The sequence below is a fragment of the Streptomyces sp. NPDC006925 genome (assembly GCF_042869575.1).
Classification (GTDB): Bacteria; Actinomycetota; Actinomycetes; order Streptomycetales; family Streptomycetaceae; genus Streptomyces.
In genome coordinates this window covers 153,031-167,078 of sequence record NZ_JBIAGB010000012.1, presented here as the reverse complement: position 1 = coordinate 167,078, position 14,048 = coordinate 153,031, and the positions used below count along the sequence as shown (strand labels likewise).

At 68.4% G+C, this 14,048-nt stretch carries 14 protein-coding genes and 2 pseudogenes; 10 read left to right on the top strand and 6 right to left on the bottom strand.

Translation table 11 applies throughout. The features are described 5' to 3' along the window. Positions 1–197 precede the first annotated feature (197 nt). From ACFYNS_RS18470 to ACFYNS_RS18460, 3 genes are all read left to right on the top strand, one after another. On the top strand, positions 198–734 hold the full coding sequence (locus ACFYNS_RS18470; protein WP_360297794.1) for a VOC family protein: 537 nt from the start codon (positions 198–200) through the stop codon (positions 732–734). After that, on the top strand, positions 727–1,530 hold the full coding sequence (locus tag ACFYNS_RS18465; protein ID WP_388603852.1) for a MerR family transcriptional regulator: 804 nt from the start codon (positions 727–729) through the stop codon (positions 1,528–1,530). Before ACFYNS_RS18470 ends, ACFYNS_RS18465 begins: the two co-directional genes overlap by 8 nt. A 91-nt stretch (positions 1,531–1,621) precedes the next feature. Then, entirely contained in the window at positions 1,622–2,008 is a 387-nt protein-coding gene (locus ACFYNS_RS18460) for a hypothetical protein (protein ID WP_360297788.1), read from the top strand. 80 nt (positions 2,009–2,088) lie between these two features. Here the strand turns inward: ACFYNS_RS18460 and ACFYNS_RS18455 are convergent, their stop codons facing one another. Next, on the bottom strand, positions 2,089–2,535 hold the full coding sequence (locus ACFYNS_RS18455) for a DUF3592 domain-containing protein (protein WP_388603920.1): 447 nt from the start codon (positions 2,533–2,535) through the stop codon (positions 2,089–2,091). A gap of 133 nt (positions 2,536–2,668) precedes the next feature. Here ACFYNS_RS18455 and ACFYNS_RS18450 point away from each other — a divergent pair, with 133 nt between their 5' ends. Continuing rightward, the gene (locus ACFYNS_RS18450) at positions 2,669–3,466 is read left to right on the top strand and encodes a DUF1963 domain-containing protein (protein WP_388603850.1); all 798 of its coding nucleotides are present in this window, start codon (positions 2,669–2,671) and stop codon (positions 3,464–3,466) included. Here the strand turns inward: ACFYNS_RS18450 and ACFYNS_RS18445 are convergent. Beyond that, positions 3,396–3,644 (bottom strand): DUF397 domain-containing protein, encoded by a 249-nt coding sequence (locus ACFYNS_RS18445; protein ID WP_388603848.1) that lies wholly within the window; start codon positions 3,642–3,644, stop codon positions 3,396–3,398. The genes ACFYNS_RS18450 and ACFYNS_RS18445 overlap by 71 nt on opposite strands. Continuing rightward, positions 3,535–4,461 carry a helix-turn-helix domain-containing protein gene (locus tag ACFYNS_RS18440; RefSeq protein ID WP_388603846.1) on the bottom strand — a complete coding sequence of 309 codons (927 nt, stop codon included), beginning with the start codon at positions 4,459–4,461 and terminating at the stop codon, positions 3,535–3,537. The genes ACFYNS_RS18445 and ACFYNS_RS18440 overlap by 110 nt, the downstream gene beginning before the upstream one ends. A gap of 115 nt (positions 4,462–4,576) precedes the next feature. Between ACFYNS_RS18440 and ACFYNS_RS18435 the strand changes: the two genes are divergently transcribed. Further along, complete coding sequence (locus ACFYNS_RS18435) at positions 4,577–4,774, top strand: hypothetical protein (protein WP_360297774.1); 198 nt, start codon at positions 4,577–4,579, stop codon at positions 4,772–4,774. After that, complete coding sequence (locus ACFYNS_RS18430; RefSeq protein ID WP_388603844.1) at positions 4,771–4,995, top strand: hypothetical protein; 225 nt, start codon at positions 4,771–4,773, stop codon at positions 4,993–4,995. The genes ACFYNS_RS18435 and ACFYNS_RS18430 overlap by 4 nt, the downstream gene beginning before the upstream one ends. 59 nt (positions 4,996–5,054) lie before the next feature. On the opposite strand, the pseudogene ACFYNS_RS18425 reads toward ACFYNS_RS18430, so the two are convergent. Then, a pseudogene (locus ACFYNS_RS18425) lies at positions 5,055–5,276 on the bottom strand (transposase family protein); the annotation flags it as partial. A 332-nt stretch (positions 5,277–5,608) separates the two neighbouring features. Here ACFYNS_RS18425 and ACFYNS_RS18420 point away from each other — a divergent pair. The 4 genes and pseudogenes from ACFYNS_RS18420 (at position 5,609) to ACFYNS_RS18405 (ending at position 10,010) form a co-directional block, all read left to right on the top strand. Beyond that, a complete protein-coding gene (locus tag ACFYNS_RS18420; RefSeq protein ID WP_388603918.1) occupies positions 5,609–6,379 on the top strand; it encodes an IS5 family transposase in 771 nt (256 codons plus the stop codon). A gap of 2,039 nt (positions 6,380–8,418) precedes the next feature. Continuing rightward, positions 8,419–8,973 (top strand): hypothetical protein, encoded by a 555-nt coding sequence (locus tag ACFYNS_RS18415; RefSeq protein WP_388603841.1) that lies wholly within the window; start codon positions 8,419–8,421, stop codon positions 8,971–8,973. Further along, positions 8,970–9,284 carry an RNase A-like domain-containing protein gene (locus tag ACFYNS_RS18410; protein ID WP_388603916.1) on the top strand — a complete coding sequence of 105 codons (315 nt, stop codon included), beginning with the start codon at positions 8,970–8,972 and terminating at the stop codon, positions 9,282–9,284. The genes ACFYNS_RS18415 and ACFYNS_RS18410 overlap by 4 nt, the downstream gene beginning before the upstream one ends. A gap of 33 nt (positions 9,285–9,317) precedes the next feature. Continuing rightward, positions 9,318–10,010: pseudogene (locus ACFYNS_RS18405) on the top strand (contact-dependent growth inhibition system immunity protein). A gap of 41 nt (positions 10,011–10,051) precedes the next feature. Here ACFYNS_RS18405 and ACFYNS_RS18400 read toward each other — a convergent pair. Further along, complete coding sequence (locus ACFYNS_RS18400; protein WP_388603839.1) at positions 10,052–12,370, bottom strand: FUSC family protein; 2,319 nt, start codon at positions 12,368–12,370, stop codon at positions 10,052–10,054. A gap of 175 nt (positions 12,371–12,545) precedes the next feature. Next, positions 12,546–14,042 carry a CoA-acylating methylmalonate-semialdehyde dehydrogenase gene (locus ACFYNS_RS18395; RefSeq protein WP_360297768.1) on the bottom strand — a complete coding sequence of 499 codons (1,497 nt, stop codon included), beginning with the start codon at positions 14,040–14,042 and terminating at the stop codon, positions 12,546–12,548. Positions 14,043–14,048: the final 6 nt, after the last annotated feature.

Sequence of the window (14,048 nt, the reverse complement as noted above, 5' to 3'; positions counted from 1 at the left end):
AAACGGGGTTTTACTGCGTGCCCCCCCCGGGGGGCTAAAACCCCCCCCCCCCCCCCCCCAAACCCCCCCCCCCCGGGGGGGGGGGGGCCCCCCGGGGGGGGGGCCCCCCCGCCACAGCCGCGTGTGTGCCCACCGGATGCGGCCCCACAGGGACACGGCTTGACCCTCACGTTGCGTGAGGCTGAAAGGTGGGGCCCATGAGCGACTACTACAACGCGTTCGAGATGAGCCCTGTCCCCCCGCCCGGCCCGGACGCGGTTCCGCCGGAGCCTTTCCGCGGCATCTACGGCATGCCCGCCTTCGTGACGATCCCCACGGACGACCTGGCCGCCTCGGTGGACTTCTGGACACGGGGACTCGGGTTCTTCGAACTGTTCAGCATCCCTGGCGCGGTGGTGCATCTGCGCCGCTGGGCCTTCCAGGACGTGCTCCTCGTCCCGGCGACGAGCGTTCCGGAGCAGACACCGGCGATGAGCGTGAGTTTCGCGTGCGTGCTCAGCCAGCTCGACTCCCTCGTCGAGACCTGCCGTGCGGTACGCCCGGACTCCGTCGACGGCCCGCGGGACACCCCGTGGAACACCCGCGACGTGACGGTGACGACGCCGGAGAACGCCCGGATCGTCCTCACCGCGGCGAAGCCCTTCGACCCGGACACCGAGGAGGCGCGCAACCTCGCGGCCGTCGGGATCACCGCACCGGACGCCGGTGGCGGCGACAATGGGGAGCATGCCTGAGGAAACCCACGCCGAGGGCCTGACCGTCGGGCAGGTCTCGGCCCGGCTGGAGGTGACGATACGCGCGCTGCACCACTGGGACGAGATCGGCCTGGCACGTCCGTCGCTGCGCACGCCTGCCGGATACCGGCTCTACACCGCGGCCGATCTGGAACGTCTGCACCGCGTCGTCGTCTACCGCGAGATCGGTCTCGGCCCGGACCGGATCCAGGCCGTCCTGGACGACTCGGCCGCGGACGTGCCCGGCGCGCTGCGCGCGCAGCGCGCCCAGGTGGCGGAACGCATCGCCCGCCTCCAGCGGCTGAGCGCCGGACTGGACCGGATGATCGACGCCCACGAGAACGGCCTGCTGCTGACCGCCGAGCAGCAGGCCGCGCTCTTCGGCCCGGAGTGGAATCCGGACTGGACCGCGCAGGCCCGCGAACAGTACGGAGACACCGCGCAGTGGCGGCAGTTCGCCGAGCGCTCGGCCTCGCGGACTCCGGAGGAATGGCAGTCCGTCGCCGAAGCGGTCGCCGACCTCGACCGCGCCCTCGCCGAGGCGATGGACGCCGGGGTCGCCCCTGGCAGCCCGAAGGCGAGCCACCTCGTCGAACGGCACCGCGAGGTCTTCGCCGCGTACTTCCCCCTGACCCGGCAGATGCAGGTCTGCCTCGCCCGCAGATACGAGGCCGATCCGGGCTTCGCCGCCCACTACGACGCCCTCCGCCCCGGCCTCGCCACCTGGTTCCGCAGCATCGTCGACGCCGACACCCGCGCCCACGGCATCGACCCCGACACGGCGACCTGGGAGTGACGGGGACCGGCCGCGCCCCTGCCCCGAGCGCCCGCCGGAACCGAGGCCGGACTGTCGCCTTGCCCCACCACGCCCGTCCGTCCCCCCGTACGTGCCTACCCTCGCCGAGGCATCGACGAGCCGCGGCTCCGAACAGACGCCCGTCCCGGACGACGAGTCGTTCATCGCGGCGGACGCGGATTCCAGCATCATCGTCGATGCCGACGGGATCATGCTGACACTGGACGGGCGCGGGCTGCCGTGGGACCAGATCGAGACCGACGAGGACCTCGACCAGGACGGCGCGAGGATCGAGCTTTCCTGGCCGGAGATCGCCGACGTCACCCATGGCATCGTCCGCAGGTCCCGACTGCACGTCACCGTCACGCTGCACGACGGCTCGGCCTTCGAGAGCGAGATCAGTGCCCGCCGCGTCTCCCGCGTGCAGCAGTGGCACCGTGAACTGGCGGAGGCGGTCACCCGGTATCTCAGCCGCTGACGCACCAGCCAGCAGGACTCGGCTAGACCACGTGACGAGCCGTATGGCACCGACCGGTACCGCTCCGCTGCGGGAAACGTTCAGAACACCCGCAGCACCCCGCCCAGCAGGAAGCCTGTTCCGACCGCCAGGAAGACCGCGCCCACAGCGACGCAGACCCGGGGGATGGCCGTGCCTTCGGATGCCATCGTCCAACGGGACGGTTTGGCCTGGTCGTAGAAGACCGTCACCTCGGTGCCGACCGGAGGGGTGCGGTGCAGCGGGCGGCCGATCATGTTCCTGGTCTCCATCGGTCGCCCCGCCTCCGTGGTCCAGGAGACGACCGGGTGGTACACGGTGGTGCCGTAGCTCCGGAAGGTGACGCCTCCCGACTCGGAGGGGCCGCTCATCTCCCGGGCTTCCAGGCGGGTCACCACACCTCGCGCCTGCGCCCCGTCCGCCAGCAGGCTTCGGATCCGGCGCACCCGCCCGTACGCGAGCGCCCCGACCATCGCACCAACCGGCATGAAGACGGCGGAGAAGAGCAGCGACAGACCGAAGGCGACACAGGGCAGTTCCGGGGATCGGCGGCAGAGGCGGCGCAGAGCCTATCGTGCGACTCAGCTCCGCCCACCCGCCCCGACCGGTTCTCGCGGGCTGCGGGTTGAGAAGATCCCGCGCATGGAGTTCGACGACACCGCCGCGATGCGGCGCATCTGCGCCGAACGGCTCGGCGACGAGTCCGGCCGCCAGTTCACGGCCATGGCCCGCCGCGGCTTCCGGCTCGACCGTCCGACGGACGCGGCGCCTGCCACCGGACGCTGCCGGCTCGGCGGTCCGGCCCTGCTCGAACCGGGGACCCCCTGGCCCCGCTACGGCGGCTTCCCGCTGTCCCTCCATGCCGTACTCGACACCGAGGCACTCGCTCCCTGGCTCGGCGACGAACTGCCCACCCGGCCGGGCCTGCTCAACTTCTTCTGCTTCGATCCGGATGTGCCGTACGAGGAGTACCGCCACCTGGACCTGTTCGGCCCCGAGGCATGCCGGGTCCTGACCGCCGACCCGGCGCTCGCCTCCGAGGCGGGGGCACCCGAACCGGCCAACAGCTATCCGGACACCCCCCTGCACGCCGCAGAGGTCACCATGCTCCCGGACTGCTGGGATCTCGCCGATGACGACATCGCCTACGATCCCGCGCAGCACTGGGGGCTCACCTCGCTCATCCTGACCGAGATGGCCGACCTCGACGGGAACACCGCCGGGCGGCACCGTGCCTTCGGCTGGCCCGACACCTCGTACGCGTCAGACGTCACCGAACGCGACGCCGACGGCCCCGAGATCCACCTGCTCCAGCTCGCGGAGGACATGGATCTCGGCTGGGGCTGGGGCGACGCCGGAACCCTCTACTTCACGATCCCGGCCGGTGCCTTCGCGGCAGGCGACTTCCACCGGGCCGAGGCGAAGATCCGCTGCTGCTGAGGTCCATGACGAACGCCGTCCAGCTGTGCGCCGAGAACACCAAGGGTTTCCGAGCCGTATCTTTGCTGTCACGCACCGGAACGACGCCCGGGAAGCCGTCCGACACCTCGACGCAGTTGCCACCGTCCGGATTGCTGTAGCTGCTTGCGCGCCAGCGCGCGTCGCTCAGATCGACCATGTTCGTAGCCTTCCGCTGCTTCGGCGATCATCTGCGCAGACATCGGCTCAGGTAGCGACGCCGCACGCAATTGATCGTAGACATGATTGAACCTGTCCACGTCTTCGGGCTCTTCAAACAATTGTCCGTGATTGGCGCCCTCCGCGTAAGCCACTTCTGACCCATCGGGCATGGTCAACAGGGTGAGTGATCCCCCTTGCATCGGATGCGCACCTGAGACAAACGGGAGCACTTGAATCGCCTGTCCTTCGCATGCTCGCCGGACGCGGTCCAGTTGCTTGTGCATCGTCAGATCACCGCCTACTCGACGAGCAAGAACCGCCTCATCAAGCACTGCACAGTGTGTGGGGGCGTCAGGCCCCTGAAGTCGTTCCTGTCGCGCCATTCGCAACGAGACGCGTTCCTCGAGCACCTGGGTACTTGTCACGCCCTTTCCGACCCGCAAAACCTCCCGCGCGTACGCCTCGGTCTGGAGAAGTCCCGGCACGGCTTGCGAGGCGTACTCCCGGATGAGTACCGCCTTGGCGGCGAGCTCCATGAACCTGCGTGCCCAGTCCGGAAAGCTCTCCCGGTACACGTGCGGCCACAGGTCGACCAGCAGGCCGCCCGCCTCGAGGGCGTCGTCGAGGGCGCGGGTCAGCTCCGCGGTGGGGCGGGCTCCGGAGGCGCATTCCAGTTGGGCGACCCGGCCGGAGCTGACGAACACCCGGGCAGCGAGGTCGCGTTGGGTCCAGCCGCGCTGTTCTCTGAGCCGTTTGAGGTGGACACCGTAGAGGGCCGCCATGCTCGATGACGGGTCGAGTGGAGTTTTGGCCATGGGCTCACCCCGGCTGGCTATTACGGAACGAGTAAAGCTGTCAGTGCTGTTGAGACTACGTCGCGTCACGCACTCTTGTTGCCGTGAGCCGGAAATTCCAGCGCGAGGACGATTCATGAACGACGGGCCGCAGGTGCCTGACTGCCAGGACTGTGCATGGTTCCGCACGATGATCAGGCGGGCGGCGTGGGACCCGCAGCCGCGTGCCGACCTGGAGGCGCTGTTCGCAGCGCATCTGCGCCGCAAACACGGCAGCGGCGACGGCGAGGGCGGGGGCGACATGGGCGGCGGGCCCGGGCTGCGGAGCGTGTGACCGTGTGGGCCGAGGGCGACAGGGTGCGGGACGCGAAGACGGGCAAGCCGGGGACGGTGGTGCAGGTGACCGGCCCGGCGCCGTTCATCTACCGGGTGCTGGTGGAGGAGGACGACACCGGCGGGCCGCCCATCATGATCTACCGCTACGGCGACCAGTTGCGCCCGGTAGCTGGGACAACGCGGCCCGGCGAGAGGTTGAGCAGACGCACCAGGCCGTAGCAGGAGCCCACGCCGCGCCCCGGGTAGGGCTCTCGGCCAGTGAGGCCTTTGCACCTTGCGTCTGAGCTGGCCTGATGGAGGAAGAGGGCGACCTGGACGAGAGCGGTGAGGCGGGCGGTGGAGTATCGCAGCTTGCGGAGGAGTGGCCAGGTCTTGAAGGTGGCCATGCCCTGTTCGACAAGTGCGCGGATCTTCGCGTGCGAGCGATTGTGCGCTTGCTGAGCTGCAGAGAGCGTCTTTCAGCGCTCCCAGTAGGGCACCCGTGCGTTGCCGCCGGTGCCACCGTGTGTCCTTTTCGCGTCTATGTGCGGCCAGTTCACGGGCAAGGAAGCGCACAGCCGAGGTGGACAGATCGACGCCGGCTGGCTAGACAAGCACGAAGAAGCTCCTGGCAGGACGGCTTGGACTCGACACTCGCCCGCCTGCCAGGAGCTTCTCTACGTCCGCACGCCAACTACCCCACCCGCGAGGCGGGTTGGAAAACACTCACCGAGGTGTTCCAACCTGATGCGGCGGGTGCGTAGTTCGGTTGGAGGAGCGGTGTCCGGACGTGAAGAAGCTCCTGGTAGACGGGTTCACGACCAAGATCGCCTGTCCCACCAGGAGCTTCCGCGTGCTTGTCTACCCGTCCGGCGTCGATGTGTCCACCTCGACCCTGCGCTACCTCTCCGCCCGCCTTCGCGTCCGGCGCCGCGAGATGGGGACACGATGGAGGCGGCTGTCCTCTGGACGGCAGGCCCCGCTGGTGCTCGCGCACTTGCGGTGCGGTCACACCTACGCCCAGCTCGCGGCCGGCTTCGGTGTCGGAACCACCACCGCCTACCGGTACATCAAGGAGGCTATCGACGTCCTGGCCGCCCTCACGCCGACCCTCGCCGAAGTGGTGAAGACCGCCTCCACCAAGGCGTTCGTGCTGCTCGACGGCACGCTGCTGCCGATCGACCGCATAGCCGCCGACCGCCCCTTCTACTCAGGGAAACACAAGAAACACGGCATGAACGTGCAGGTCATAACCGACCCACGCGGCCGGCTGCTGTGGGCTTCCCCCGCCCTGCCCGGGGCAGTCCACGACATCAAGGCCGCACGCACCCACGGCATCATCGACGCTCTGACCGAAGCGGGTGTGGAGTGCTGGGCCGACAAGGGCTACCGCGGCGCAGGCGGCACCATACGCCTGCCCTACTGGGGCCGCTGGGAGACGCTGTCCGCAGGCCAGCAGGCCGTCAACCGCTCGCACGCGAAGATCCGCGCACTCGTCGAACAGGCCATGGCCACCCTCAAGACCTGGCGACTCCTGCGCAAACTCCGATGCTCCACCACCCGCATCACCGCCCTCGTCCAAGCCATCCTCACCATGCACCTGACCTGCTCAAACCGAGGATGAAAACAGCTCACTGGCTGAGAGAACTCAGAGCTCTTCCTTGGCGTGCCAGTGGTGGGGACTCTGGACGAGCCCCCACACGTCCACGGGTCTCATTGCTGTTGTCTGATGATCCAGTCGAAGAAGAACGAGGCTCCAGCAACTGAGCCTCCCCCTGCCAGTACGGCGAGGGCCCACTCGTGGTTGGCTGCGAAGGTGAGGAGGCCAGCTGCTACTCCGACGAAAACGGAGGCGAGCAAGACCACTGCGGTGCGGAGGTCTAGTCCCTCAGTGCTGGGGCGACTTGGCATACTGGCGACGACCTCTCTGATCAGCAGGCCAGGCTTCTGACCTCGGCTGGTTAATTTGGGTGGCGGCGCCCATGCGGTGACTCGGGCTAGAGGGCCCTTGGGCGCCCCGTCTTCGCTGATAGCTCCTCAACCATGGCGGCCCGACCAGTTGTTGTCACGCTGGTTGAACAGCATTGAACACAACTTCTCTTGTATTTTGGGGATTCTGCTGGTGGAGGCCTAAGGCATCGCGCATGCTGGTTGATGCAGGTTGAACACCGTTGAACACTCTTGGACAAGGGAGATGCGATGCCACGGGGCGCCTGGATGGAGCTGCCCGAGGGGCCCGCTCGTCGATTCTTCGAAAGCCTGAATGAGCTTTGGTGGAATAGGGGTGCCCCCACGGGCAGGCGGATCGCCATGGAACTCGGCGAGCGGAACGTCAAGATCAGCCAGGGCACGGTTCAGAACATGATCAACGGGCCTCGGATCTCAACCTGGGAGAACGTCGCCCCTGTCGTGCGTCACCTTGGGGGTGATCGTCAGAAGTTCCTGCGGCTATGGGGAGATGCAGCCCGCAGTGAGAAGACCGCTGCTTCAGTGGGTCCCCGGGAACCGGATGTTGCCGGGATCTCTGACCTCGGAAGGGTCGACCTTCAGTCCCTGGTACAAGAGCTTCGGACGCTGCGTCGAGTTGGGCTCTTGCGTAGCTCAGAGCACCTACTGGACACCCTGAAGCTTGCCAGTCGGATGCTCGCCTCCCCGGGGACGGAGAATGCCCTCCCTCCGAGAGCGGCTATCACGCGACTGCTGCGGCGGGCGATAGATCACCTTGATGACACTTCTCGTGACGCGACGGTGACGCTGTTCGGTTTGAGCCAAGAGACTGCTGACTGGTCGGCTTCGGATCGCCGTCGGCTGGCGGCTGAGATTTTCGGTGTCTCAGTGGAACGGTTCCGCAAGCACCAAGAGTTGGTGCTTATGACAGCGCTGGCTGAGAGTGTTGTTGTGGTCTGTGCCGGAGCTCGTGCTTCCTGACCGCAGAACAACGTGCGGTGCGGGCATCTTGTGGCTGACTCAGGGGTCGTCACGGAACTCCTGAGGGTAGGGAACTGGCACGGCTACATCCTTCCAGGCCGCCCCACGGGCAAGCCAGATCAGATGTCACCAGACCATGCAGCAGTCCCCCATCCTCACCATGCACCTGACCTGCTCAAGCCGAGGATGAAAACAGCTCACCGCCTGAGGATGACAGCAAGAAGCACAAATATTCAATCGACCTGGTCGGCGAGGAATGGATCGCCGGCACGCATTTAGTGGACCGGTACGCCGACAAGACGGACGCAAAATTGAGCCAGAAGCTTCGTGACCAGAACGACGACAGGCGCAGACCGACCTGGTCGCACGGCAGACACAAACCATCGGCGGCCTCCACCTACCATGAAATGGTAACCACCCGAAAGCGGACCCGGTATTGCACCGAAATGGATTCGACCGAGACTAAAGCTCGACTCAGTAAAAATCAACCGGAAAGAACAAGAGCTCTTGAGAGTGGCACGCCGGACAGTAATTATTCCAGCGGTAGGAGCGTGGACAGGAACGACTGGAGAGACACCCAGCAAGCGGGGGCAACCAATAAGCAATTTATACGCGAATCCCGTTGACCGCGTGCAAGCGATTCCCAAGTACGACCCGTCACTCGATCCGCCGTTTGTGCTGCTCACCTCCATGCCGGCCACGTGTAGAGATGAAGAAGAAAGAGAGTAGCATCTCATGATTTCTCGGAGCGACTGGGAGTCGGCCGCCTTCAGAATGTTCGACGATCAATACGCCTACTTGAGCACAGGACCTCGAACCCGTGATTTCTGGCGACACGACGCCAAAGAAATCATGAAGAGAAATGCGCAGGACCCACGAGGTTGGGCGACGGTAGACTGGGAAACGGGCGCAAGTCCGGATCGCATGATGGAGAATCCAGCTTCCCCTTTTACCTCGGAGGGCTTGGAAAATGTCGAGCACGACTTGCATCCAGTTACCCGCGAAGCTGCCGCGAGACAGCTCGTCGCGATGATTGACGAATGGTTCTCGCCAGAGAATATTCCGGACTACCCGAAGAGGCAGCAGTCGTTTTTCAGGGACGCTGAAACATTGTTGGACCGATTCGGCAACGATGCGGATTACTACTCCAGCTCTCCCCGTGCCCGCGACAATCCGGACCCAGAGTCGTTCAGCGGTTCAACACCCTTTACTGATCTCACCATGGACCTGGGGCTGGTCGTGGTTTCCCCCTCCGAGGTCGGGGTTTTCTGGCGCTTCAACGATATCTGAAACTCGAAGGTGACCGTATGTCAAGAGCCGCAACCTACCCCGACCGGGAAACCGCCCAGTGGTGCACTCAAGAGGTCGTCACCCGGAACGAACAAGCAATTCACCGGTGGCTGGCGCAAGGTACGCGGCAGCGGTTGGTGGTCGAGGCCGCATGGCCGTCGAAGCCATCCGTGGGGAGGGTGCAGCTACAGGCGATGATGCTGGCCGGGCGTGAGCCCGCAGATGCCCACGCGGCCCGGGTCATCCTCAAGCGTGACCCGGCGCGCCCCAACGGCTTCCGGGTGCTCTCCACCTTCCCGATCTACCTGTAGCCCGATCACCCGTACAGCAAGGCGACTCTCCCCATGAAGCAGCTTCAGCACGACCGGAAGTACGGCGAACTGGACCAAGTGCTCAGCGCGTTCCTCGGCCAGCCTGCCGATGACACACCCGAGCAGCCCAGCGCCGCGCTTCAGGCTTACCTTCGGCATACCTGGCACACCCGGCCATAGGCGATCGGGATGGCCGAGCATCAGTTGCGCGACTACGCGCATAATCCGCCCGGCCGTCTCAAGCTGAAGCTCGGCGAGTACTACCCGCTCCCCGACGTAGGCGTCGGGGAAGAAGCAGTGCTGGATTGGCTGCTCGTCCTCGCCCATCACCTCAAGGCCAGTGTGGACAGCGGCGAAGTGCCGGCGCCGGGTCCGCCTCGAACGCACTGGGAGTGGCGGGCCCGATTTCCTGAACTCGCACAGCTCCTCGGCGGTTGGTTCTCGCAGGACATGTCTGATGAGTTCACCGGTCATGAGGCGGCATTGGCAGACTATTTGGACACTACCGACCGGCACCTGATCGCAAGGGCCGCGGGGGAAGTAGCTGAACTCCTTGCGCTCGACCTGGAGGAAAGCGACTACGCAGTCGGGCTGGCGGAACTGGGGCAGGAGATGGACCCGCCCGCCCCCTACTCCCCCAGCGGTTGGCTGGCGCTGCTCGCCGACCGGCTTGGCGGACCACGCGCAGAGTACGGCCCCTCGCAGGGGACTGAGAACGACAGCTGAGCGAGAAGACGGAGCACGAGCCAGTTCGGGGAGGAGCTGACTCAGCCCGCGCGGCTCTTCGGGGCTGCCGCCTGGGTGAGGTCGTCCAGGGCGTCGGTGAGGAGTTCGGCCGTGCGCAGGGCCACCGGCGGCGGGTGGTCGGCCTCCTCCCACCAGCGGGCCAGGGCCTGGTGGACGCGCTTCCACTCCAGGGGTTCGCTCTCCCGGACGGCGGTGACCGCGGCGGACATGTCGGTGGCGACCGCCGCGGAGAAGTCGGCGGCGGCGCTGTCGGGGCGGGCGTCCGGGCCGGGGAGGTGGGCCTCCAGCAGCATGCAGGCGCGGCCCATGGTGACCAGCGCGGACTGGGCGTCGCTGGCGGAGCGGCGGGAGAGGCGGCCGCGGTGGCGGACGGGTTCGGCCTCGGCGCGGCTGAGGGTCTGCTCCCAGTTCTGCCGGGCCGCCCGGGTGTCCAGCAGGGCCTCGCGCACCTGGCGGGGCGCGTGCGCGGCGGGCTGCGCGAAGGCGTCGAGCACGGCGATGGCGTACCGGCCGGTGGCGGCCAGCCAGTCGGCGAGCCGGTCGCGCAGCAGCGGGGTGTGCCAGGCGGGGAAGAGCGCGTAGCTGAGCATGGCGAGCAGTCCGCCGAGCGCGGTGAGTCCGGCGCGTTCGTAGGCGGTCTGGTACCAGTCGGTGCCCAGGATGCCGAGCAGGAAGATCACGTATGCGCCGGTGCAGACGGAGGCGATGACGTATCCGGTGCTCAGCAGCAGGTAGAGGAAGCCGACGCTGAGCACGGCGAGCCCGGCGCTGAGGTAGGGGCCGGGTCCGGCCAGGGCCATCACGGTGCCCGCGATGGCGACGCCGACGAAGGTGCCGACGGCGCGGCCGATGCCGCGTTCGTAGGTGCGGGAGAAGTCCGGCCGCAGCACCATGACGGCGGTCAGCGGCACCCAGTAGCCGTGTGCGGGCGGCAGGGCCCGGCCGATCAGGAAGCCGACGGAGACGACGGCGCTGACGCGCAGTGCGTGCCGCAGGATCAGCGACTTCCAGTGGAGTTCGCGGCGCAGGGTGCGCAGGGCGACCGGCACCAGCCCGGCGAGGGTGGGCATGTGCAGATGGCGGTGGCGGGCGAGCGCGTGCCCGGCGGCGGGGGTGTGCTTGCCGCCGGCGGCCTTGCGGCGGGTGTTCTCGGCGTCCCGGGCCTCGGCCTCCTCGGCGGCCACCTCGTCCGGGTCGGGGCCGTAGGGGCCGTCCAGGCTGGCGTCCGCTTCGGGGTGCTGGTCGGGGAAGCCGCGGCGGCGGCCCTCGCGGTCGGCCACGTGCCAGGTGACGCGGGCCAGTACCCCACCGCGGGTGACCTCCACGGGCTCCTGCGCCGCTTCCACCGCGTCGTCCGTGAGGGCGATGAGGCGCAGGGCAGCGCGTCGTGCGGGGCCGCTGAGGACGGGGCCGCTCTTGGGCACCTGGAGGACGTCCAGGGCCTGGTCGGACAGCCGGACGCGTTCGCCGCGCCGGATGGCGCGCGCGGAGGCGTCCAGTACGGTCGCGGCGGCGGCCAGCAGCTCGCGTACCCGGTCCCGTTCGGGCCCCACCATCGGGGCGCCGCCGACCACCGGGTCGGCGAGGGAGGCCAGCACGGGGCGGAAGCGTTCGGCCATGGCCCGGTAGCCGTGCAACTGGCGCGGTCTGCGGCGGGCCTGACGCGGGGTGACGGCGGCGGCGCTGCGGGCCTGGATCAGCGGTTCGGGGTCGAAGGGCGCCATCGGGTCGTGGCGGAGCCGCCGCGCGTAGTCGGCGACGGCGGCCAGCGCGTCGGCGAGGGTGTCGCGGTGTGCGCCCCAGGGCCGTACCGGGAACAGCACGATGAGTCCGGCCTGCACCACGCCGCCCAGGGCGATGAGCGCGGCGTGGTTGAGCGCGCCCAGGGTGCTGGTGGGCAGGTGGACGGTGATCAGCATCACGGAGATGTTGAAGGCGGCCACCACGCCGGAGGTAGGGCCCACGCCCCAGGCCATCCCGGCCAGGAAGGCCCACAGTGCCAGCAGCAGCACGAACGCCCAGGGCATGCCGATCAGCAGGTAGCCGAGGAAGGTGGAGACGGCCAGGCCGGTCGAGGCCGCCAGTGCCAGTACGGGGCGGGGCCGCCAGCTCCGCTGGAAGGTGGCGATGCCGGAGGCGAAGGCGCCGAAGGCGCTGGAGACGGCCAGTTGCGGGGTGCCGATCAGCAGCGCCAGTCCGACGACCAGTCCGACGCCGCACGCGCCGCGCACCGCGGTCAGCGGTGTCAGCGAGGCGCGCTCCACGCTGAGTCCGGAGCGCGCGGTGTCCTTCAGCGCCCGGAGCCAGGGCAGTGGTGCGGCCTTCAAGTACCCGAGCATGCGATCGACCCTACCGAAGGCGAACGTCCTGGTGACGCAGCCGGACGGGGGCGGGAACCTGCCGCGCCGCACGGTGCCGGGTCCGGCCGCCGGGCGGCGGCCGGACCGGTTCCGCGAACTCCCGGCGGTGCGGCGGGAGGTGGCCTCCCGGGCCGCAGGGGATCCCGGGGAGGCGTCAGTGGTTGCTGGGGAAGCCGAGGTTGATGCCGCCGCTGTCGGCGGGGTCGGGCCAGCGGGTGGTGACGACCTTGCCCCGGGTGTAGAACTGCACGCCGTCGTTGCCGTAGATGTGCAGGTCGCCGAAGAGGCTCTGCTTCCAGCCGCCGAAGGAGTGGTATCCGACCGGCACCGGGATGGGCACGTTGACGCCCACCATTCCGGCCTCCACCTCCAGTTGGAAGCGGCGGGCCGCGCCGCCGTCCCGGGTGAAGACGGCGGCGCCGTTGCCCCACTTGCTGGCGTTGATCAGCGCGAGGCCCTCGTCGTAGGTCTCGGCGCGCACCACGCACAGCACCGGGCCGAAGATCTCGTCGTCGTAGGCGGCCATGCCGGGCCGGACGTCGTCCAGCAGCGAGACGCCGAGGAAGAAGCCCTCCGGGTGGTCCTCGACCCGGAAGCCGGTGCCGTCCACGACGACCTTCGCGCCCTGGTCGGCGGCGCCGGCCACATAGGAGGCGACCTTGTCGCGGTGCTCGCGGGTGATGAGCGGGCCCATCTCGCTGGCCGGGTCGTCGCCGGGGCCGATGCGCAGCGCCGCGGCCCGCTCGGCGATCTTGGCGACCAGTTCGTCACCGGTTCCTCCGACGGCGACGACGACGGAGACGGCCATGCACCGCTCGCCGGCCGAGCCGTAGGCGGCGTTGATGGCGTTGTCCGCCGCGTGGTCGAGGTCGGCGTCGGGCAGCACCATCATGTGGTTCTTGGCGCCGCCGAGGGCCTGCACCCGCTTGCCGTGGGCGGTGGCCTCGGCCTGGATGTGCCGGGCGATGGGGGTGGAGCCGACGAAGGAGACGGCGGCCACGTCCGGGTGGGACAGCAGCCGGTCGACGGCCGTCTTGTCGCCGTTGACGACGTTGAGCACGCCCTCGGGCAGCCCGGCCTCGGCGGCGAGTTCGGCGAGCCGGTAGGCGGCCGAGGGGTCCTTCTCGCTGGGCTTGAGGACGAAGGTGTTCCCGCAGGCGATGGCCAGCGGGAACATCCACATCGGCACCATCGCGGGGAAGTTGAACGGGGTGATGCCCGCGACCACGCCGACCGGCTGCCGGATGGAGGAGACGTCCACCCGGGTGGAGACCTGGGTGGACAGCTCGCCCTTGAGCTTCTCCGGGATGCCGCAGGCCAGCTCCAGGATCTCCATGCCGCGGGCGACCTCGCCCAGCGCGTCGGAGTGCACCTTGCCGTGCTCGGCCGTGATCAGTGCGGCGATCTCGTCGCGCCGCGCGTCCAGCAGCTCGCGGTACTTGAACAGGAAGCCGGTGCGCCGGGCCAGCGAGGACTGCGACCACTCGGGGTAGGCCGCGGCCGCGGCGGCGACCGCCGCGTCCACCTCCTGGACGGAGGCGAGCGCGACCTGGGTGGGCTGCGCTCCCGTGGCGGGGTCGTAGACGGGGCCGACGGTGCCGGAGGCGGACTCCACCGGCTTGTTGCCGATCCAGTGGCCGAGGGTCTTCATGGGGAC